This window comes from Sulfitobacter sp. M368, from assembly GCF_025141875.1.
In the GTDB taxonomy this organism is placed as follows: domain Bacteria; phylum Pseudomonadota; class Alphaproteobacteria; order Rhodobacterales; family Rhodobacteraceae; genus Sulfitobacter; species Sulfitobacter mediterraneus_A.
In genome coordinates this window covers 18,574-38,450 of the sequence record NZ_CP081114.1, presented here as the reverse complement: position 1 = coordinate 38,450, position 19,877 = coordinate 18,574, and the positions used below count along the sequence as shown (strand labels likewise).

Genomic DNA, 19,877 nt, shown 5'->3' with positions numbered 1-19,877 from the left:
CTTTGGATCCGTTCCGGGGTGGTTTAGACTTCCAACCATTCTTTGCGCACATCGTCACGTGCACGCAACTCTGCCGGTGTGCCTTCGAACACGACCTGCCCGTGACCCATGACATAGACGCGGTGCGCAATGTCCATGGCGATGGCCAGCTTCTGTTCCACCAGAAGGGTCGAAATTCCGCGATTGGCGATCTCCTGCAGCACCTCGGCCACCTTCATCGTCATCTGCGGGGACAGGCCCTCTGTCGGCTCGTCAATCATCACGAACTCAGGATCACCCATCAGCGTGCGGCACATGGTCAACATCTGCTGTTCACCGCCCGACAACACCGATGCCTCAACATCCGCGCGTTCGTTCAGGTTCGAGAACATGTCGAACATGTTTTGCATCGACCAGCGGCCCTCGCCATCCCTCTGCCCCGGCTTCAGGCCAAGAATCAGGTTTTGACGGGTCGTCAGACCGGGGAAAATATCGCGGTTCTCCGGCACATATCCGATGCCCATATTGGCAATTTCAAAGGCTTTCTTGCCCGCGATCTCCTGGCCCTTGAACTTGACAGAACCTTTGGGTTCAACCTCGCCCATCACCGCCTTGCAGGTGGTGGACCGGCCCACGCCATTGCGCCCCAAAAGCGCGACAATCTCGCCTTCCTGCACGTTCATGTTCACACCCTGAAGGATGTGCGACTTGCCATAATAGGCATGCATATCTGTGATTTCGATCATCAGTGTTCTGCCTCCAATGCGGCACCCAGATAGGCCTCTTGCACCTTGGGATCTGCGCGGACGTCTTCGGGTTTGCCCGTCGCAATGATTTCGCCGTAAACCAGCACGCTGATCCGATCAGCAAGGCCAAAAACCACGCCCATATCATGTTCCACCATGATCAGGGTTTTGCCTTCGGTGACCTTCATGATCAGGTCGGTGATATAATCGGTTTCCGAATGGCTCATCCCGGCGGTGGGTTCATCCAGCATGATCACATCCGCGCCACCCGCGATGGTGATCCCGATCTCCAGCGCACGCTGTTCGGCATAAGACAAGGTGCCTGCCGGCAGGTTGCGCCGTTCCGACATATTGATCTGCTCAAGGATCGCCTCGGCCCCTTCGGTCAGGGCGCGGCTGCGGTTCACCAGGTTCCAGAAGGAATACTTGTACCCCTGTGACCACAGCAAGGCGCAGCGCACGTTCTCGAACACCGTCATCTTTGGAAAGATATTGGTGATCTGGAAAGACCGCGACAGACCTTTGCGATTGATCTGATAGGGTTCCAGCCCCGCCAGATCCTCGCCATGCAGTTTGACCGTGCCAGCGGAGGGTGGAAACCGTGCCGTGATCAGGTTGAAAAGCGTCGATTTGCCCGCACCGTTTGGGCCGATGATCGCATGACGTTCGGCCTTGCCAATCGACAGATCAATCCCGCGGATGATTTCAGCCTTGCCAAAGCTTTTCTTCAGCCCGGTCAGTTCAAGTGCTGCTGTGCTCATGACGCACCTCCTGCCGTATTGGCCTCGTCCCATGCTTCTTTCATTGCCGGCGCGGTGGCCCGCGCCACCCCAAGACCCACAGCTGCGACAACCCCCGCGATCAGCCATGGCAAGATCGTATGGCTGTCAAAGGTGGTCCAGAACAGGGTCATCTCATTGTCACCCTTCGCCCCGTGCCGGAAATGGAAGGTCATTTCGATCAACGCACAAACCCCGAGGATGCCAATCGCGCCCGGCACCAATGTCTTGATATAAGGCACAATCAATCCGCTGGCCTTGCCCAGCCTCATGGCGGGCACATGCATCATCATCAGGCCGGCCAGACCGCCGGGGAAGAACATCACCGTCGCCAGGAACAGCCCGCCGACATAAATCGCCCAGAGATCCGTTTGCAGGCTCAGCACCGTTTGCAGCAGGGTAAAGGCGATTGCCCCGATGATCGGCCCAAAGAAGAACCCGACACCGCCCAGGAATGTCACCAGCAGGATCACACCCGAAGAGGCCGCGTTGAGGTTTTCTTCGGTCAGGATCTCATAGCTGATCGCAAAGAGCCCGCCTGCGATACCGCAGAAAAAACCCGACGCGCAGAAGCTGTAGAACCGGACCCAGCGTGCGGAATAACCAAGGAACTGCGCCCGCTCTGGGTTGTCGCGCACCGCGTTGGCCATCCTGCCCACTGGCGTGCGCGAAAACAGATACATCAGCGCCGCAGACAGCATGAGCCAGAAGGAGATCAGATAATAGACTTCGATCTGCTTGAGGAACTCGACCCCGAAAAACGGCAAACCATAGGTCCGGTCGCCCGAGATACCTTCTTCGCCGCCAAAGAAGGCCACGATGATCACGGAACAGGCCGCAATCAATTCGCCCACCCCAAGCGAGATCATCGCAAAACGCGTGCCCGCGCCGGAGGTCGAGAACGACCCGATGATCATCGCAAAACCCATGCCGAACAGACCGCCGAACAGCGGCAGAAGCGGCAGGGGGAAGGCAAGGCCGAAGTCCTCGATATAGTTCATAAGGTGCATGCAGAAGAACCCGCCAAGGCCCATGTAAACCGCATGGCCAAAGGACAGCATGCCCCCCTGCCCCAGCAGCATGTTATAGGCCAGGGCAAAAACCACCGTGATCCACATCTGGTTCATGATCGTCAGCGCCGAATTGGACGTGAAGATATAGGGCATCACCAACAATGCGATGGCCGCCACAATCCATGGACCAAGGGTCAGTGTCATCGAACCGGCCCGCATCCGCTGGGCTGGTTTGCTCGGATCTGTCTTCAGCTGATCGTTCATGATTCACGCTTTCCGAATAGGCCCGCAGGGCGGAAGATCAGGATCAGCACCATCAGGATATAGGGCAGGATATCTGCAATCTGTGGGCTGGTGACGGTCCAAAGGTCGCGGAACATGTTGTCACTCAGGTTTTCGGGTGTGGCGATGCCGATCCCGTTCAGGATATCCGACATCGCGATGTTGTAGGATTTGGCAAAGGTGGTGATCCAGCCGATCAACAGCGAGGCCACAAGCGCGCCCCAAAGCGATCCGAGACCGCCAATCACGATCGTCACAAACACGATAGAGCCAAGCACAAAGGCCATGCCCGGAAAGGTGCCGAGAACCGGCCCGGCAATCACACCGGCCACACCTGCCAATGCCGTGCCAACGCCAAAGACACCCATAAAGATCAGCGGCACATTGTGACCCAGCGCCTCGACCGTACGCGGATAGCTCAGCGCGGCCTGAATGATCATGCCAACCCGTGTCTTTGTCAGGACATAAAGCAGCCCCATGAAGATCCCGACCGAGATGAAGATCATAAAGATTTTGTAGGCCGGGATCGAATTGCCCGCGATGGAGAAGGCGGTGAAATTCAGGATCTCGGGGATGTCATAGGGCATCTGGTTCTTGCCCCAGACAAATTGCACCAGCTCTTCGATCAGCAACGCCAGACCAAAGGTGAAAATCAGTTCGGGCACATGCCCGTATTGGTGGACCCGTCTGAGGCCGTATCTTTCGACACCTGCCCCCATCACACCGACGATAAGCGGTGCAATCAACAGGCCAACCCAAAACCCGAGGGCGAGGCTGATCTGATAGGCGAAATAGGCGCCCAGCATGTAAAAGCTGGCGTGTGCAAAGTTAAGCACGCCCATCATAGAGAAAATAAGCGTCAGGCCGGCGGAAAGCATGAACAACAGCAATCCGGTCACAAGCCCGTCGATCACATTGACGAGGATGAGTTCCATCAGGTCCCCCGAGGGATAGGATATTTATTTGCAATGAATTCCGCACCGCTGTCCTGCAGCGGTGCGGAAAAGAGAAAAAGAACGCTCAGGTCTTAAGGGCGTTTCATCTCGCAGGTCGTTGGGCTGTCCATCGACGCCATGGTCACTGTGGATTCAGTGAAGACACCATATCCAGAGTTGTCATAGTCAAAGTCGATGTTCTCGTTTGTGTGGACGCCAACATGCATATCCTGGATCGCCTGGTGATCCTGTGGACGCATGAAGATCTTGCCGCCCCACATGGAATCGTACTCCATGCCTTCCAGCTGCTTGGCCACGGCAACAACGTCGTCCGCTGTGCCAGCCCCTTCAATGGCCTGCGCCAACATGCCGATCACGTTGAAGATCCGGCTTTGATCGATGTTGCCATCTGGGTACTTGGCTTCAAACGCCTCGTAGGTCGCGCGGGCCTCTTCGGTAGCGATCGGGTTGATGCCGCCCTGCGAGATCAGGCGAATACGGTCCTTAGCGCTGTCACCAAAGGCCGCTGTCATACCGGAACCGGCTGCATAATAGGTAAAGATCGGGCCGTCATAGCCGTTCTCGATCACCGATTTGCCAAGGCCCAGCATGTCTGCGCCCCAGTTGCCTGTGATGATCGCATCCGCACCGGAGGCGACGATCTTGCGGGCATAGGGGGTGAAGTCTTTCACCTTGCCGATGGGGTGCAATTCGTTGCCGACGATTTCAACATCAGGACGTTTCTCGGCCAGGTTCGCAACAGCAGCGGCTGCAACGGCCTTACCAAAGGAATAGTCCTGACCGATGATATAGACCTTCTTCATGCTCTCATCAGCGGCCATCACATCTGTCAGCGCGTCCATCTTGATGTCGGCGTTGGCGTCGAAACGGAAGTGCCAGAAGTTGCACTTGTCATTGGTCAGCGCCGGATCAACCGCCGCGTAGTTCAGGAACAGAACCCGGCTGTCTGGGTTACGCTTGTTGTGCTTGTCGATCGCTTCGGTCAGCGCGTTCGCCACGCCCGAGCTGTTGCCCTGCGCGATGTAACGGATGCCCTGGTCGATCGCGACCTGAAGCTGGATCAGCGATTCTTTCGGGCTGATCTTGTTATCGAAAGGTACAATCTCGAAATTCTGGCCGCCCAGAACACCGCCCTTTTCGTTGACCATATGGTCAGCCGCAAATTGGTACTGGTGCAGGCCGTTGGTGCCAGTGCTGGCAAACGGGCCGCTCAGCGGGTCAATAAATGCAATCTTGATGTTGTCAGCGAAGGCCGCTGTGGCCCCGACGATCAACGAAAGTGCGGACACCGCACCCAACTTGGTAATATTTTTCATTTTCATCCTCCCTATGACGACTTTGGCAATATTTTTCATGAGCCCTGAGCCGCTTGGAAAGACTTGCATACCCCCATCCAAAGTCAAGGCTGTTGGCAGGGCGGGCCGGTCCGGATTGGGCAGGGATTTCAAGTCACTGACACCCCTCGCAGGTGATCAACCCGCACCACCGGGCCCCGCAGAAGCATGAAAGCTAACCCTTTGAAAAAAATTATTTTTTCACTGTTTCGCAAAGGGTTTCAGGGCGCGAAACGGCTGTTTGGGGGCGGCAATCGGGTGGAACAAACCCAGAAAAACCGCGCAAAAATGCGCCGTTTGATCACTTTTATTTCGCCTTGGCCGCACAAAGTGACGCTACGGAAAACGGAAGAGATTTAGAATTTGTTCCGCTAAGCGAAACTGTGATCCGTGACCGCTGTTTCGATTCTTGGCGCTCCGGCTCAGCGTCGGACGCTGATTGCCTCGGCCGCCTTGATCAGAAGCGGCGCATAGACGCTTTCCAACTGACGCTTTTTCACCCGGAACGACGGTCCGCCGACGTTCAGCCCGTATGTCCGTGCACCGGTCAGTGAGAACACCGGCACCGCGATGCCGTTTACGTCGCTGCGCCAGCGCCCGTAACCGGTGCAAAACCCCTTGTCGCCAAATTCGGCTTTCGCCTCGGCAAAATGTGTCCGGCCCTCTGCCTCGACCTCCGGATCCTGGCGTCCGGCAATTTCGAAAACTGCCTCGCGTTGATCGTCCTCCATGCCCACAAGGATCGCCCGGCCAATCGCCGAATGAAACACCGGCAACCTTGACCCCACGCGGATCGAAAGGGAGACCCCTTCGGAAGAATTGGCCGTGGCCAGATAAACCACATCCAGCCCATGCTGTTCGCCCAATGCCACGGTGATATAGGAGTTTGGCCCGCGGCGCAGCGCCTGCATCTCTTGCTTGGCGCGGTCGATGATGTCCATCGACGCCAGCACCCCAAAGCCAAGTTGCAGCACCCCCGCGCCCAGACGGTAGGTGCCGACCCGTTCATCGGCCACCAGATACCCCAGTTCGCACAGCGTATAGGTCAGCCGCGAAATCGTTGCCTTGGGCAGGCCGGTGCGGTCTGAAAAGTCACTGTTGGTCAGCGAGGGTTCATTGTCACGATAACACCGCAGAATCTCCAATCCACGGGCCAGAGAGGTCACGAAATTCCTGTCTTTGCTCTCTGCCTGATCTGCGTCCATACCGTGCATCGCCCTACCCCCGCTTTAGCGCATCCAACCCGTGTTGCGCAAATACCGGCACATATTGTCCCAGCTTGATCGCTCTTTCAGGGTTCGACGCATTGCCGTCAATGGCGCGTTTGAGAACCCCCTGGATGATCCCCGCCATGCGGAAGAAACAAAACCCCAGATAATAGCCGAAATGATCAATTCCGTTCAGGCCGCGGCGCTGGCAATAGGCGGCGATAAACTCCTGATCGCTGGGCAGGCCAAGCGCGGCGCGATCCAGCCCGCCCATCCCGCGCCCTTCGGTGCCTGTTGGCATCTGCCATTGCATGATCACCCCGGCCAGATCCGCAAAAGGATGGCCAATCGTGGACAGTTCCCAATCCAGCACCGCACGGCACTGGGTGCCAGTGGCATCAAACATCATGTTGTCGATGCGGTAATCGCCATGCACCAATGTGCGCTGCCCGTCATCTTCGGGCCGCTCCGCCACCAGCGCATCCATCAATTGATCCATCGCCGGCACCGTTTCGGTTTCCGAGGCGCGGTACTGCTTGGACCAGCGGCCCACCTGCCGCTCGAAATAATTGCCCTCAGGGCCATAATCGGCCAGCCCGACCGCATCAATATCCACCTGATGCAAGGCCGCCAGCACGCGGTTCATCTCGTCAATGATGGCGCCGCGATCGGCATTGCTAAAGTCCGGCATTGCCGGGTCGGTGATGTTGCGGCCCGCGACCTGCTCCATGATGTAAAACGCCGATCCGATCACATCGTCGTCCTCGCACAGCAGATACATCTTGGCGACTGGCACATCCGTGCCCGCCAGCGCCTTTTGCACCCGGTATTCACGGTCCACCGCATGGGCCGATTTCAACAAGACCCCAGGCGGTTTGCGGCGCAGCACGTAATTGTCCTTGGGAGTGGTCAAAAGGAACGTCGGGTTCGATTGCCCGCCCTGAAACTTCGTCACCCCTGTCAGCCCTTCAAATCCGGGCAGATGCTGTTCCAGATAGGCGCTGACCGCCGCTTGATCGAGTGTTTGTGTGTCCACGCTCATCCCCGTTTCTCTAACTATAGCTCAGCAGTTTTGCGCCCGCCGCAGAGGCAAAATGCGGCGTTGCGTTAAATTCATGCAAGGAAAACATCGGCCCTGAAAACATAAATCGCGTCATGGCGGTGTTCTTGATTTGCAAGTTCAGTTGCATCATCTGCCGCGCAGGCGCGCCAAGGGCCGTGGCTGTCATCTGGCCAATCACCCCGCCGGAACTGACCACCAACACCCGTTTGGCCTTTGTCTTGGTCACAAATTCCCGCGCCGCCTCAACACGCGCGGCAAATTCGGCATAGGTCTCGCTGGCCCCGTCAAAGGCCGCATCCTGCCAGTCAAAAACTGTCTCGCGCAGGGTGCGGAAATGGGTTTTGCGATCACCCTTCACCACGTCCGGCACCTGCCCCTTGAACCGCGCGTTCAGCAGATCAGCAAAGTCATATTCGTTCAGCCCGGCATGTTCTTCCGCCGCGCCACCGTCAAACCCCATGGAGGTCAAGGTATCCCTCTGCCGCTTTAGCGTGCCGGTGACCAACCGGTCCGGCACCCATCCGCCATCGCGCAGCATCTGGCCCACTGCCGCCGATTGCTGGTGGCCCAGATCCGACAGCACATCATAGTTGTCCTGCCCAAAGGAGGCTTGCCCGTGGCGGATGACCAGCAGCTCGGCCACTAGGTGAACTCCGCCGCCAGCTTCTGACCCGCCGCCAGATATTCCGCTTCCATCCGGTCGACGATATCCCCCGCAGGCCCGACCGATTTGATCGCGCCAATGCCCTGGCCAGAGCCCCATATGGTTTTCCACGCCTTTGGTTTTTCGCGATCCTGGCCAAAGTTCATCGAAGAGGCATCCGCCGTCGGCAGGTTGTTCGGATCCATCCCCGCCGCCTCAACCGACCCTCTCAGGTAATTGCCCCAAACCCCGGTAAAGAGCGAAGAATAAACGATATCTTCTGCACCAGAGCCGACAATCATATCTTTGTAACCCTGATCGGCATTGGCCTCATCCGTGGCGATAAACGGCGATCCGGTATAGCCCAGATCCGCCCCCAGCGCCCGCGCCGCCAGCAGGGCCTCGCCCGTGGCAATGGCACCCGAAAGGGCAATCGGCCCGTCAAACCAATCGCGGATTTCCCGTACCAGCGCAAAGGGCGATTGTGCTCCTGCATGCCCGCCCGCGCCCGCCGCCACGGCCACCAAACCATCTGCACCCTTTTCAATCGCCTTGCGGGCAAATGTGTTGTTGATCACGTCATGCAAAACGATGCCGCCGCAGGAATGCGCCGCCTCGTTGACCTCCACCCGCGCGCCCAGAGAGGTGATCCAGATCGGCACTTTATGTTTGGCACAAATCTCCAGGTCGCGCTCCAGCCGTCCGTTGGACCGATGCACAATCTGGTTCACCGCATAGGGCGCAGCGGGGCGGTCCGGGTTGGCCTGGTTGTGACGATCCAGTTCCTCGCGGATCCGGGTCAGCCATGTATCAAGCAGCGGATGCTCCCCCTCGCCTTCCCGCGCGTTCAGGGCCGGAAAGGATCCGACGATACCGGCCTTGCACTGGGCGATCACCAGTTCGGGCACCGAAATGATAAACAGCGGTGAGGCAATCAGCGGAATGCGCAGCCCTTGCAGCGCCTTGGGGAGATGGGAATCGTCACGCGGCATGGGGGATCCTCCGGCATCGTTCATGTTCACAGTCAAGGGGCGGGAAAATCCGCCCCGCTTGTTGGCAAATCGCATCACAAAGGCGACTGGCAGGGATCGCCAGGCATCACCACTCCAGTTTCAGCCCACGCGCCTTGGCAGCGTTCAGAGCATACTTTCGCGTCTGGCTAAAGGCATCGGTCATTTCCACATGGCCCGCCGGATCGGTAATCCGGTCAAACTGGGCCGCGACTGCCTCGGGTGTGTTGTCCTCGTCCATCAGGGTGATGCCCGTGCTTTCGTAGACCTGCGTCTGTGAGAAACTGCCGGCCCCCGCGCCAAGGATCACCCGGCTTGGTCCGTCATCGCTGACCAGATAGAGCAGCCCCGGCGTGATGGTCTCGGGCGCCAGCAAGGCCTGCGCCTCGGCCGGCAGCAGATCTTCGGTCATCCGCGTTGCCGCCGTGGGGGCCAGCGTGTTCACCCGAATATTGTCCCGCGCCCCTTCCAGATGCAGCACATTCATCAGCCCCATCATCGCCGCCTTGGCCGCCCCATAGTTGGACTGTCCAAAGTTGCCGTAAAGCCCCGAGGCAGAGGAGGTCAGCACAATACGCCCGTATTTCTGCTCCCGCATGATCGGCCAACAGGCATGGGTTACATTTGCCGATCCGATCAGATGCACATCCACCACCTTGCGGAAATCGGCCATCTCCATCTTGGCAAACGTCTTGTCGCGCAGAATGCCTGCGTTGTTCACCACGATGTCGATGCGGCCCCAAGCGTCCATCGCTTGGGCGACCATATCCTTGACGCCAGCCTCGTCCGACACATCCGTGCCATGGGCCATCGCTGTGCCGCCCATGGCGCGGATCTCGTCCACCACGGCCTCTGCCGCTTCGGAAGAGGCACCGGACCCGTCCCGCGCCACGCCCAGATCGTTGACCACAACCTTGGCGCCCCGTTCCGCCAGACCCAGCGCATGGAACCGGCCCAGACCGGTGCCCGCACCGGTGACAATCGCAACCCGTCCGTCAAACCTGATCTCGGCCATCAGTGCAGCGCCTGTTCAAAGATGTTCGGCCCGCTCATCACGTTGATGCCGCCGCTGACTGGAATAATTGCGCCGGTGATGTAACTGCCCCCCTGCCCGCAGAGGAACAACATGCAGCCTGCGATATCCTCATCGCGGCCCACACGTTTCAACGGCACATCGTCGCCCACCTTGCTGCGCGTGGTCTCATCTGCCGTGGCAAAGGCCGTCATCCGGCTGACAAACGGCCCCGGTGCCAGCGCGTTAACGGTCACATGATGCCCGGCCAGTTCCTTGCCCAGAATGCGCGTCATGTGATGCACCGCCGCCTTGGACATGGAATAGGAATATGCGCCATCGCCCATCTCCCGCTCGCCCATGACAGAGCCGACATTGACCACCCGCGCCGGATCATCCGCCGAGGAAGACGCAATCAACATAGGCAACAGCTTCTGCGTCAGATCGAACATGCCCGCCACGTTGACGTTCATCACCTTTTCCCAGGCATGATGCGGAAACTGGCCTAGGGGCGCGCCCCAGGTGATCCCGGCATTGTTCATCAGGATATGCAGGCTGTCTGTGTGCGATGCCACTTCGGCCACCAGCGCATCAATGCCCGCCTCGCTGCCGACATCGCCGACAAATCCGATCGCCTTGCCAGACGCCCCCAGCGCGTTCAGCTCCTCGGCCACTGCAGCGCAAGCGCCCTCTTTACGGCTGGCCAGTAAAACCGTCGCCCCCGCGCGGATCAACCCTTCGGCGGCCATGCGCCCGATGCCGGTCGCGCCCCCTGTCACAAGGGCGGTCTTGCCCTCAAGACCAAACAGACTGTTGATATCCATCCTCAGAATCCTCTCAATGCTGCGACCTGTTCGGCGTGATAGCTGTAATCGCCCAGCCACTCCGCGCCGACCCGCGCCCGTTTCATGTAAAACCCCATGTCAAAGGCATCGGTCATCCCGATCCCACCATGCATCTGCACACCCTCCTGCACGGCAAGCTGCGCCGTGGCGGTCGCCCGCGTCTTGGCCAGTGACACCGCCAGCGCGGCGTTTTCGGGATCATGGTCCAGCATCCGCCCCGCATGCAGGATCGCCGAAGCCGTCACCTCGATCTCGCACCACAGATGCGCGGCGCGGTGTTGCAACGCCTGAAAGCGGCCGATCTCGATGCCGAACTGCTTGCGCTCTTTCAGATAGCCAACGGTCATGCCAAAGGCCCCCGCCGTCAGCCCCGACATTTCTGCCGCCAACGCCGCCTGTCCCGCCTGAAGCGCCGGGCGCAGGACATCCATCGCCTGATCCACTGTGCCCAGCAGATCATCACCGGTCGCCTCGACATCCTCAAAAGTGATCCGCGCCGCATCGCGGTCGTCAATCATATTGCTGGCATCGCGGGTCACACCCGCGCGGTCTGCGGGAATATCAAACAGGCTCAGCCCGTTGTCCGTCCGCGCCAGAACCAACAGCCGGTCGGCCAATCCGCCATCAACCACGAACTGTTTTTTCCCGGACAGGCGAAAACCGTTGCCATCGGGTTTGGCCGTCATTTGCACCGCGTCAGGGTCGAATTTCGCCCCCTCATCCACCGCAAGGGCATAGGTCACATCGCCGGTCGCAATCTTGGCCAATGCCGCCTCGGCCCGTGCATCGCTGACCTGCCGCAGCGCGGTTGCGGCAATCACTGCCGTGGACAAAAACGGGCTGACCACCAGGGTCTTGCCCATCTCATGCGCCAGCACATTTGCCGCCGCCGACCCCATGTCAGATCCGCCCGCGCTTTCCGGCACCAGCACCCCGGCCCAGCCCATTTCGGCCATCTTCTTCCACAGCTCCGGATCATGGGTCTTGCCCGCATCGCGCAGATCCCGCAGCGCCTTCACCGGCGCTTCGCTGTCCAGAAACCCACGGGCGCTATCGGCCAACATGGTCTCGTCTTCGGTCATCACTAGTTTTGCCATGTCTCTACCCCGGAAGCCCCAATACACGCCGCGACACAATCGACAGCATTACCTCGCTGGTGCCGCCCTCAATTGAATTGGCCTTGGTCCGCAGCCAGTCACCGGCGCGATTGCCCAATGGTCCGTCCCACTCCAGCGCATCACTGCCGCCCGCGTTCATCAACAACTCATGCCGCTGTTTGTTCAACTCGGTGCCCATGTATTTCAACATCGCAGAGGCATCACCGGCCCCCTGCCCCGCTTCGGATTGATCCTTGTACCGCTCCAGCGTCAGCCCGATGGCAAGCGCATCAATCTCGCAGCGCATCGCGTCTGCGCGCAAAGTCGCGTCCGTCAGACCTTCTTCGCCCGCGCTTTCCGCCAGTATGGCACCCAGCGCCCGGCCCCCGCCCGACAGGCCAGCCCCGCCAGCCGAGATCATTTCCCGCTCATGGGTCAGCAAATATTTTGCCACATCCCAACCGCGGTTTTCCTCGCCAACGATCTGGTGCTTGGGCACCTTCACATCCGAGAAAAACGTCTCGCAAAACGGCGAAATGCCCGAGATCATCTTGATCGGCCGCGTTTCGACACCCGGATCGTTCATGTCGATCAATAGGAACGAAATGCCCTTGTGTTTGGGCGCGTCCTTATCCGTCCGGATCAGCGCAAAAATCCAGTCGGCCTTGTCCGCATAGGAGGTCCAGATTTTTTGCCCGTTGACCAGCCAATGATCGCCCTGATCCTCGCCCTTGGTCTGCACCGATGCCAGGTCGGACCCCGCGCCCGGTTCGGAATAGCCTTGGCACCAGCGGATCTCACCACGGGCAATCGGTGGCAAATAATGCAGCTTTTGTTCATGCGTGCCAAAATGCAGCAGCGCCGGCCCCAGCATCCAGATGCCAAAGCTCTGCAAAGGAGACCGCGCATTGATCCGCGCCATTTCCTCGTGGAACACTTTTTCTTCGTCGCGGTTCAGCCCCGCGCCGCCATATTCCACAGGCCATGTTGGCACGGTGTAACCCTTGGCCGCCGCCCGCTCCAACCAGTCTTTTTGCGCAGGCGAGGAAAACGTCCATTGCGTCCCGCCCCAGCAAATCGCATCCTCGGACATGCCCCCGTCCCGCATTTCTTGGGGACAGTTCTCTTCAAGCCAGCCGCGCAGCTCCGCACGAAAGGCTTCAACGGTCTGGTTGCCGCTCATTTTGATTTCCTCCCTCAGGCACAGCGCAAGTCACGCTGCGTCAGTTCCGCATAGCAGAATTGCATTTCGAAATTTGATTGACAAGACGGAACGCTACGTCCCCTACTGACCGAAATTTCGGCAAAGGAGACGCCCCGATGAAAGCAATGCTAAGCAAAGAGGTCGGAGGACCAGAGACGCTGGTTTTGGAGGAATTGCCCACGCCAGAGCCGAAAAAGGGCCAAGTGCGTGTGCGCGTTCATGCCGCCGGTCTGAACTTTCCCGATACGCTGATCATCCGCGATATGTACCAGATGAAGCCGCCCCGTCCCTTTGCGCCGGGCGGTGAAATCGCCGGAGAGGTCGAGGCGCTTGGCGAGGGGGTCACAGAGGTTGCCGTGGGCGACCGCGTGCTGGCGCTCACCGGTTTTGGCGGCTTCGCCACACATGTTCTGGCCGATGCCAAACAGGTCATCAAAATCCCCGACGCCATGCCCTATGAGGAAGCCGCCTGCCTCATCCTGACGTACGGCACCTCCCATCACGCCCTCAAGGACCGCGCCGCGATCCAGCCGGGCGAATCCCTGTTGATCCTGGGTGCCGCGGGCGGTGTCGGCGCCGCTGCAATTGAACTGGGCAAGGCCGCAGGCGCGCGAGTCATCGCCGCCGTATCCTCCGAGGAGAAAGCGCAGTTTTGCCGCGATCTCGGCGCGGATGAAACGTTGATTTACCCCCGCGAGCTGGACCTTGACGGGCAAAAGGAATTTTCCTCCCAGATCAAGAAACTGGCGGGCGGCGAGGGCGTAGATGTGGTCTATGACGCGGTGGGCGGCAATTATGCAGAACCGGCCGTGCGCGCGCTCGCGTGGAAGGGCCGCTATCTGGTCGTCGGCTTCCCCGCTGGCATTCCCAAGATCCCGCTGAACCTGACCCTGCTCAAAGGGTGCCAAATTGTCGGCGTGTTCTGGGGCGCTTCCACTTTGAGGGAGCCGCAAGGACATGCCGAGAACATGTCGGACCTTTTCAGAATGTACGCAAGCGGCCAGATCAAGCCGCGCATCTCGGCCCGCTTTCCGCTTGAAAACGCGGCAGAGGCGCTTGAGTTGATGCAGGATCGCAAGGTTCTGGGTAAAGTTGTCGTGACTGTCGCCTAGACCCCGAATGGCGGTGCAGTCTCACATATCATGCGCTGGGTTGCGCCCTCACAGGTGGGCGCAATCATTGAACCCGCGCACGATCATCTCCTCGCCATGCACCACCAGCCTAGAAATTGATCCATTGGCCGCGCCACTGAACGAAAAGGCCCGCGCACCCGTGGCCAGCGCCAGCGCCGCGCCAACAACTCCGCCATGCACAACCACCGCAACCAGCTCATCTGCATGGGCCGCCGCAATCCGCAAAAGCCCGCGCCGCACCCGCGTCTGGAATTCTGCCGTGGTCTCTGCGCCGGGCAGTTCGCCCCATTCATGCCGGTCCCGCGCCCGCAGAATGGCCGGATCGCCTTCTGCCGCACGAAACCGGAATTCGCCGCCATCCCAATCGCCCAGAAACACCTCCCGCAAATCGGCCTCGACCCGTGGCCTCAGGCCCAGATGTGCCGCCAAGGGGGCCGCGGTCTGATGGGTCCGCTGCATCGTCGTCACATAAATCGCATCAATCGGATGATCGCGCAGCCGTGCCGCCACCGCTTTGGCCTGCGTATGGCCTTCGGGCCGCAACGCCGGATCGCCTTGCCCGCCCACCATCGGAAAATTCTGACCGCGCACTGCCGCCTGTGTCTCGCCGTGCCGGATCAAAATCAGGTCCGCTGCGCCTTTGGGCGGCGTGAACCGGTGTTGTCGCATCTCGTTACTCATAAATCCCCCGCTGACCTCAGCGCAGCTTAACCGCAAGGACAAACCCATGACAAACCGACAAATCGTGATCGCCGAACTGCCCACAGATGCCCTTGGCCCGGAACATTTCACCATGACCGAAACCGCCACGCCAGAACCCGGCGCAGGTGAGGTGCAGTTGCGGGTGATCCTCATGTCCATCGACGCCGCCAACCGGTCGTGGATGAAGGGTGCGACCTACCGCGCCGCCGTACAAAAGGGCGATGCCATGCCCACCTACGCGATCTGCGAGGTGATGCAATCCAACAGCCCGAAAATCTCCCCCGGTGACATCGTCGCGGCAGAGGCGACATGGTCCGACGTGATTACCATGCCTGCGCATAAAGTGATGAAAATGCCCAAGGTAGAAACTCTTTCCCACCTGATGTCGGTCTATGGCATCGCTGGCAAAACCGCCTATCACGGGTTGATGTCCATCGGCCAACCTGTTGCGGGCGAAACCGTGCTGGTCTCTGCCGCCGCCGGGTCTGTCGGCGGCTATGTCGGCCAGATTGCCAAAGCGCTTGGCTGCCGCGTTGTCGGTATTGCGGGCGGGCCTGAAAAATGCGCCTGGGTTACCGATCATCTGGGCTTTGATGCCTGCCTTGATTATCGCGCTCCGGGGTTCTTCAAGGCATTGCGTGGTGCCTGCCCTAATGGCGTGGATGTCTATTTCGACAATGTCGGCGGCACGGTGCTTGAGATGGCGCTGAACGTGATGAACGAACGCGGGCGGGTGATCTGCTGCGGCGCGATCAGCCAATATGACACCGAAAACCCCACCGGCCCGCGCAACCTGCCCGGTGTTGTGGTGGTCAAACGGCTCAAGATGGAGGGTTTCATCGTGATGGACTTTGCCCACAACGATGCCAAATGTCTGCGCGCGATGCAGCATTGGGTTGGCACCGGCCAGATCAAGGTGACCGAGGACATCGTTGATGGTCTTGAGAACGCGCCGCAGGCTTTGATTGGTTTGTTGGCCGGTGACAACAAGGGCAAGCGCATGGTGCGCGTGTCCGCCGATCCATCATAAGGGAGGCGAAAATGTCCGCATTAGAGACCGCTTTTTCAAGTGCCGAAGCCCGCCTCGGGACCGAAGTGGGCGTGTCAAACTGGATCACGGTAGACCAGCCGATGATTGACCAATTTGCCGAAACCACCTTTGACACTCAATGGATTCACGTTGATCCCGAACGCGCGGCGGCAGAGACGCCTTTTGGCGGCACCATCGCCCATGGCTTCCTCACGCTCTCGCTCGCCAGCCGCTTTGCCTATGATTGTTTTCCCATGCTGCCCGGTCAGGTGATGGGCATCAATTACGGCATGAACAAGCTGCGGTTTCTGATGCCAGTGCGTGCCGGGGCGCGGTTGCGCGGGCGGTTCACGCTTCAGAAAGTCACCAAGCGCAGCGCGACAGACCTGTTGCGTGAAAACTTGCTGACCATTGAAATCGAGGGCGAAAAGACCCCTGCCCTTGTGGCAGAATGGCTGGGTCTGGCGATTTTCGAGGATTGATCAGCGCCAGTCGAAAAACTTTGGCCCCGCCTGGGCCAAAATCTTTTCGGCCATTTCACGCCCTGCCTTTGCGCCATCCTCGATAGGACAGCGCAGGGCGTCACTGATCGCCTCCGACCCGTCCGGGCGCAACACTTCACCGCGCAGGAACAACCCGCCGCCGTTCAGTTCCGCCAATCCGGCAATCGGGGTTTCGCATGACCCGTCCAGCGCCGCCAAAAAGGCCCGCTCTGCTGCCAAACGCTGGCCCGTTGGTCCGTCATGGATTGCCGCCAGCATATCGGCGACCCGTGTGTCATTTTGCCGCCGCTCGATCCCGATCGCGCCCTGCGCCACGGCGGGCAGCATCAGCTCGGTCTCAATTGCGGTCTTTGGCACATCGGTCATATTCAACCGGTTCAACCCCGCCATCGCCAGAAACGTCGCTTCTGCCACACCTTGATCCAGCTTCATCAGCCGGGTTTGCAGATTGCCGCGAAATTCCACCACCTGCAGATCAGGTCGCCGCAGCTTGAGCTGGGCCTTGCGCCGCAGGCTTGAGGTGCCAACCACCGTGCCCGCGGGCAGATCTTCCAGCGCCTTTGCCCGCGGCGAGATAAACGCATCGCGCACGTCCTCACGGGGCAAATATGTCTCTAACACAAGGCCATCAGGCTGATAGGTCGGCATATCCTTCATCGAATGCACCGCGATATCAATGCGCCCTGCCGCCAGATCTTCTTCGATCTCGCGGGTGAACAACCCTTTGCCACCGATCTCTTTCAAGGGCCGGTCAATGATCTTGTCCCCGGTGGTTTTGATCACCACAACCGTGAAAGCCTCAAACGGCAGATCAAACGCCTTGGCCAGCCGCTCGCGGGTTTCATGCGCCTGCGCAAGCGCCAGCGGCGATCCGCGTGTGCCAATGTTCAACGGGTTCTGCGGGGAAGGAAGATCATATGTCATGGCGCTTTCGTACCCCTGTACACTCAGGCTGACAACTGTTGTATGTGGCGACACGAAAAAGCATGATGCAGCAGACGACAAAGCCGGAAAGATCCCCATGACACAGACCAAAACAATCCTGCGCGCATTGGCGGGCGAAACACTGCCCACGCCGCCGATCTGGATGATGCGCCAGGCAGGCCGTTATCTGCCGGAATACAAGGCGACGCGGGCACAGGCCGGTGATTTCCTGTCGCTTTGCTATAATCCCGAACTCGCGGCTGAAGTGACGTTGCAACCGATCCGCCGCTATGGCTTTGATGCGGCGATCCTCTTTGCCGATATCCTGTTGGTGCCTCAGGCACTGGGTGCCGATCTGTGGTTTGTCACCGGCGAAGGGCCGCGCCTGTCCACCATCACCACGGAGGCAGAGCTGAACGCGCTCAAACCGCTGGACGATATTCACGAGACCCTGAACCCCATTTATGAAACTGTGAAAATCCTCTCTCAAGAGCTTCCCAAAGAAACAACGCTGATCGGCTTTGCCGGTGCGCCCTGGACCGTTGCCACCTATATGATCGCCGGACGCGGCACCCCGGATCAGGGGCCAGCCCATGCGCTCAAGGCCGAAAACCGCGCCGTATTTGACGGCTTGCTGGACCGGATCACAGAGGCAACCATTCATTACCTTTCTGCCCAGATCGCGGCGGGCGCCGAGGTGGTCAAACTTTTCGACAGCTGGGCCGGATCTTTGCAAGGTGCTGATTTTGAAAATTATTCGCTCAAGCCGATGCAAAAAATCACCCGGGCACTCAAGGAAAAACACCCGCAAACGCCCATCATCGCCTTTCCGCGCGGTGCGGGCGAACGCTACACCGGCGCCCATGCCGCCATTGGCGCCGATTGTATCGCACTCGACGATGGAGTGAGCGCCGCTTGGGCCGCCGAAAATGTGCAAACCGCCGGATGTGTGCAGGGCAACCTTGCCTCTCGGCATATGGTGACGGGCGGCGATGACCTGATCCGCGAAACCCGCCAGATCGTCGATGCGCTGTCAGGTGGGCCGCATATCTTCAACCTCGGTCATGGCATCACGCCGGACGCCGATCCCGCCAATGTGCAACTGATGATCGACACTGTGCGGGGCGGCTGACGCCCTGCATGGGGCTCAGGCGCCCATCTTGTCCCAAAATTCGACGATGGCGTCGAAATTGATCGCGGACATTCAGCCGTAGCGCACAAAATCGTCGCGCTGGTGGGTTTCTTTCAACTGCGACAGGAACAACCGCTTGTCCGCATCCTGCTGCGTCGGGGTCGGTGCCGCTGCCAGAGCCCGCACTTTTTCCAGCTTGGCCGCCCGCGCCGCACCCAACCAGGGGCTGGATGTCAATGGCGCGGCTGCCATGGTGGCCGAAGATCAGTTCGCGGCATGGTATCGTGACATGGACAAGCACTCAGGTTGAAATAAGGGTAAGCCCCAGCGGATGGGGCTCACCTCAGTTTCAATGCCAGCGGGCGATATTGCCTGACCGTCGCTGACGACGCCTTAGAGGGCTTGCACGAAAACAGAAAATTCAATCTTAACGGGAAAACTCTCTGAGTTAAGGAATATATCTCCCATTCAAGGCGTAGTCTGGCATTGCCAACTTGTCTGTATGTTTCGCTTCGCCTAGAGGCCCTGCATGAAGATCCTGACCGACATGCCACGCCTGAAGGGCTTCCGTTTTCCACGTGGAGTCATTTCCTACGCTGTTTGGGCCTACCACCGGTTTGCCCTCAGCACCGCCGATGTCGAGGATCTATTGTCGGAGCGGGGTGTGACGGTCAGTCGCGAGACGGTTCGCAAATGGGTGAACCGGTTCGGGTCACACTTCGCGAAGTGCGTGAAACGGGAGCGGCCCGCCGCCAACGACAAGTGGCATCTCGATGAGGTCGTGATCCCGATCAATGGACGAAAATTCTGGCTTTGGCGGGCTATCGATGCCAACGGGGACGTCCTGGAATCCTTGTTCAATCGCAGCGAAATGCGAAGGCCGCTCGGCGCTTCGTTCAGCGGATTGTCGACCGTTTTGGTGATCCGCGTGTTGTGATAACAGACAAATTGCGCAGTTATATCAAACCGATCAAATCGCTTGCGCCGCGCGCTGACCACCGGGCGCACAAGGGGCTGAATAATCGGATCGAAGGATCACATCGTCCAACCAGAAAGCGCGAGAAGCTGATGGGGCGGTTCAAATCGCCACGCCAGGCGCAAAGGTTTCTGGCAGATCATGACCAAATCAATGTCATCTTCCGCCCTCGTCGATATCGTCTCTCCACCAAATCCTACCGCCACGCTCGCAACGATGCTTTCCATCTTTGGAAAGGCTATGCTCTCGAGATGACCGCCTGAAGTGCGAGAAAGAACATCAATGCAAACTCGGCAAAACAAGTTG

At 59.3% G+C, this 19,877-nt stretch carries 20 protein-coding genes and 1 pseudogene; 5 read left to right on the top strand and 16 right to left on the bottom strand.

What is annotated here, in order from left to right; all coding sequences use genetic code 11:
* Window positions 1-23: 23 nt before the first annotated feature.
* From K3754_RS19230 to K3754_RS19170, 13 genes are all read right to left on the bottom strand, one after another.
* Entirely contained in the window at window positions 24-725 is a 702-nt protein-coding gene (locus K3754_RS19230; RefSeq protein ID WP_203212358.1) for an ABC transporter ATP-binding protein, read from the bottom strand.
* Window positions 725-1,486 carry an ABC transporter ATP-binding protein gene (locus K3754_RS19225; protein WP_259943451.1) on the bottom strand — a complete coding sequence of 254 codons (762 nt, stop codon included), beginning with the start codon at window positions 1,484-1,486 and terminating at the stop codon, window positions 725-727. Before K3754_RS19225 ends, K3754_RS19230 begins: the two co-directional genes overlap by 1 nt.
* Complete coding sequence (locus K3754_RS19220; protein WP_259943586.1) at window positions 1,483-2,781, bottom strand: branched-chain amino acid ABC transporter permease; 1,299 nt, start codon at window positions 2,779-2,781, stop codon at window positions 1,483-1,485. The genes K3754_RS19225 and K3754_RS19220 overlap by 4 nt, the downstream gene beginning before the upstream one ends.
* A complete protein-coding gene (locus K3754_RS19215) occupies window positions 2,778-3,734 on the bottom strand; it encodes a branched-chain amino acid ABC transporter permease (RefSeq protein ID WP_203212361.1) in 957 nt (318 codons plus the stop codon). Before K3754_RS19215 ends, K3754_RS19220 begins: the two co-directional genes overlap by 4 nt.
* Window positions 3,735-3,826: 92 nt before the next feature.
* Window positions 3,827-5,071, bottom strand: a complete 1,245-nt coding sequence (locus K3754_RS19210; protein ID WP_259943584.1) for a branched-chain amino acid ABC transporter substrate-binding protein — start codon at window positions 5,069-5,071, stop codon at window positions 3,827-3,829.
* Between the two features lie 440 nt (window positions 5,072-5,511).
* Window positions 5,512-6,294, bottom strand: a complete 783-nt coding sequence (locus tag K3754_RS19205; RefSeq protein ID WP_203212364.1) for an IclR family transcriptional regulator — start codon at window positions 6,292-6,294, stop codon at window positions 5,512-5,514.
* Between the two features lie 13 nt (window positions 6,295-6,307).
* Window positions 6,308-7,339, bottom strand: a complete 1,032-nt coding sequence (locus K3754_RS19200; protein ID WP_203212365.1) for a phosphotransferase family protein — start codon at window positions 7,337-7,339, stop codon at window positions 6,308-6,310.
* A 10-nt stretch (window positions 7,340-7,349) separates the two neighbouring features.
* A complete protein-coding gene (locus K3754_RS19195; protein WP_259943580.1) occupies window positions 7,350-8,003 on the bottom strand; it encodes a histidine phosphatase family protein in 654 nt (217 codons plus the stop codon).
* Window positions 8,003-8,995, bottom strand: a complete 993-nt coding sequence (locus tag K3754_RS19190) for a nitronate monooxygenase family protein (protein ID WP_259943577.1) — start codon at window positions 8,993-8,995, stop codon at window positions 8,003-8,005. The genes K3754_RS19195 and K3754_RS19190 overlap by 1 nt, the downstream gene beginning before the upstream one ends.
* Window positions 8,996-9,101: 106 nt before the next feature.
* Window positions 9,102-10,028, bottom strand: coding sequence for an SDR family NAD(P)-dependent oxidoreductase (locus K3754_RS19185; RefSeq protein WP_259943575.1), 927 nt, complete (start codon window positions 10,026-10,028; stop codon window positions 9,102-9,104).
* Window positions 10,028-10,849, bottom strand: a complete 822-nt coding sequence (locus K3754_RS19180; protein WP_259943571.1) for an SDR family NAD(P)-dependent oxidoreductase — start codon at window positions 10,847-10,849, stop codon at window positions 10,028-10,030. Before K3754_RS19180 ends, K3754_RS19185 begins: the two co-directional genes overlap by 1 nt.
* Window positions 10,850-10,851: 2 nt before the next feature.
* Window positions 10,852-11,967, bottom strand: a complete 1,116-nt coding sequence (locus K3754_RS19175; RefSeq protein WP_259943567.1) for an acyl-CoA dehydrogenase family protein — start codon at window positions 11,965-11,967, stop codon at window positions 10,852-10,854.
* Between the two features lie 4 nt (window positions 11,968-11,971).
* A complete protein-coding gene (locus tag K3754_RS19170; RefSeq protein ID WP_203212371.1) occupies window positions 11,972-13,150 on the bottom strand; it encodes an acyl-CoA dehydrogenase family protein in 1,179 nt (392 codons plus the stop codon).
* A gap of 137 nt (window positions 13,151-13,287) precedes the next feature.
* Here K3754_RS19170 and K3754_RS19165 point away from each other — a divergent pair, with 137 nt between their 5' ends.
* The gene (locus K3754_RS19165; RefSeq protein ID WP_259943564.1) at window positions 13,288-14,283 is read left to right on the top strand and encodes an NADPH:quinone oxidoreductase family protein; all 996 of its coding nucleotides are present in this window, start codon (window positions 13,288-13,290) and stop codon (window positions 14,281-14,283) included.
* Window positions 14,284-14,331: 48 nt separating this feature from the next.
* Here the strand turns inward: K3754_RS19165 and K3754_RS19160 are convergent, their stop codons facing one another.
* Window positions 14,332-14,985 carry a histidine phosphatase family protein gene (locus tag K3754_RS19160; protein ID WP_259943562.1) on the bottom strand — a complete coding sequence of 218 codons (654 nt, stop codon included), beginning with the start codon at window positions 14,983-14,985 and terminating at the stop codon, window positions 14,332-14,334.
* A gap of 46 nt (window positions 14,986-15,031) precedes the next feature.
* On the opposite strand from K3754_RS19160, the gene K3754_RS19155 reads away from it, so the two are divergent.
* Both K3754_RS19155 and K3754_RS19150 read left to right on the top strand, forming a co-directional pair.
* Window positions 15,032-16,036 carry an NADP-dependent oxidoreductase gene (locus tag K3754_RS19155; protein ID WP_259943559.1) on the top strand — a complete coding sequence of 335 codons (1,005 nt, stop codon included), beginning with the start codon at window positions 15,032-15,034 and terminating at the stop codon, window positions 16,034-16,036.
* Window positions 16,037-16,047: 11 nt separating this feature from the next.
* On the top strand, window positions 16,048-16,518 hold the full coding sequence (locus K3754_RS19150) for a MaoC family dehydratase (protein WP_259943556.1): 471 nt from the start codon (window positions 16,048-16,050) through the stop codon (window positions 16,516-16,518).
* On the opposite strand, the gene hemC is transcribed toward K3754_RS19150, so the two are convergent.
* Window positions 16,519-17,463 (bottom strand): hydroxymethylbilane synthase, encoded by a 945-nt coding sequence (gene hemC, locus K3754_RS19145; protein WP_259943553.1) that lies wholly within the window; start codon window positions 17,461-17,463, stop codon window positions 16,519-16,521. It lies immediately after the preceding gene.
* 97 nt (window positions 17,464-17,560) lie between these two features.
* On the opposite strand from hemC, the gene hemE reads away from it, so the two are divergent.
* Window positions 17,561-18,595, top strand: coding sequence for a uroporphyrinogen decarboxylase (hemE, locus tag K3754_RS19140; RefSeq protein ID WP_203212377.1), 1,035 nt, complete (start codon window positions 17,561-17,563; stop codon window positions 18,593-18,595).
* A gap of 72 nt (window positions 18,596-18,667) precedes the next feature.
* Here hemE and K3754_RS19135 read toward each other — a convergent pair whose 3' ends face one another.
* A complete protein-coding gene (locus K3754_RS19135; protein ID WP_259943548.1) occupies window positions 18,668-18,847 on the bottom strand; it encodes a hypothetical protein in 180 nt (59 codons plus the stop codon).
* Window positions 18,848-19,124: 277 nt separating this feature from the next.
* Here K3754_RS19135 and K3754_RS19130 point away from each other — a divergent pair.
* Window positions 19,125-19,834: pseudogene (locus tag K3754_RS19130) on the top strand (IS6 family transposase).
* The last annotated feature ends 43 nt before the right edge of the window (window positions 19,835-19,877 follow it).

Coding starts and splice junctions, on each gene's coding strand:
- K3754_RS19230 (WP_203212358.1), bottom strand. CDS start 725: ATGATCGAAATCACAGATATGCATGCCTATTATGGCAAGTCGCACATC.
- K3754_RS19225 (WP_259943451.1), bottom strand. CDS start 1,486: ATGAGCACAGCAGCACTTGAACTGACCGGGCTGAAGAAAAGCTTTGGC.
- K3754_RS19220 (WP_259943586.1), bottom strand. CDS start 2,781: ATGAACGATCAGCTGAAGACAGATCCGAGCAAACCAGCCCAGCGGATG.
- K3754_RS19215 (WP_203212361.1), bottom strand. CDS start 3,734: ATGGAACTCATCCTCGTCAATGTGATCGACGGGCTTGTGACCGGATTG.
- K3754_RS19210 (WP_259943584.1), bottom strand. CDS start 5,071: ATGAAAAATATTACCAAGTTGGGTGCGGTGTCCGCACTTTCGTTGATC.
- K3754_RS19205 (WP_203212364.1), bottom strand. CDS start 6,294: ATGGACGCAGATCAGGCAGAGAGCAAAGACAGGAATTTCGTGACCTCT.
- K3754_RS19200 (WP_203212365.1), bottom strand. CDS start 7,339: ATGAGCGTGGACACACAAACACTCGATCAAGCGGCGGTCAGCGCCTAT.
- K3754_RS19190 (WP_259943577.1), bottom strand. CDS start 8,995: ATGCCGCGTGACGATTCCCATCTCCCCAAGGCGCTGCAAGGGCTGCGC.
- K3754_RS19185 (WP_259943575.1), bottom strand. CDS start 10,028: ATGGCCGAGATCAGGTTTGACGGACGGGTTGCGATTGTCACCGGTGCG.
- K3754_RS19180 (WP_259943571.1), bottom strand. CDS start 10,849: ATGGATATCAACAGTCTGTTTGGTCTTGAGGGCAAGACCGCCCTTGTG.
- K3754_RS19175 (WP_259943567.1), bottom strand. CDS start 11,967: ATGGCAAAACTAGTGATGACCGAAGACGAGACCATGTTGGCCGATAGC.
- K3754_RS19170 (WP_203212371.1), bottom strand. CDS start 13,150: ATGAGCGGCAACCAGACCGTTGAAGCCTTTCGTGCGGAGCTGCGCGGC.
- K3754_RS19165 (WP_259943564.1), top strand. CDS start 13,288: ATGAAAGCAATGCTAAGCAAAGAGGTCGGAGGACCAGAGACGCTGGTT.
- K3754_RS19160 (WP_259943562.1), bottom strand. CDS start 14,985: ATGAGTAACGAGATGCGACAACACCGGTTCACGCCGCCCAAAGGCGCA.
- K3754_RS19155 (WP_259943559.1), top strand. CDS start 15,032: ATGACAAACCGACAAATCGTGATCGCCGAACTGCCCACAGATGCCCTT.
- K3754_RS19150 (WP_259943556.1), top strand. CDS start 16,048: ATGTCCGCATTAGAGACCGCTTTTTCAAGTGCCGAAGCCCGCCTCGGG.
- hemC (WP_259943553.1), bottom strand. CDS start 17,463: ATGACATATGATCTTCCTTCCCCGCAGAACCCGTTGAACATTGGCACA.
- hemE (WP_203212377.1), top strand. CDS start 17,561: ATGACACAGACCAAAACAATCCTGCGCGCATTGGCGGGCGAAACACTG.
- K3754_RS19135 (WP_259943548.1), bottom strand. CDS start 18,847: ATGGCAGCCGCGCCATTGACATCCAGCCCCTGGTTGGGTGCGGCGCGG.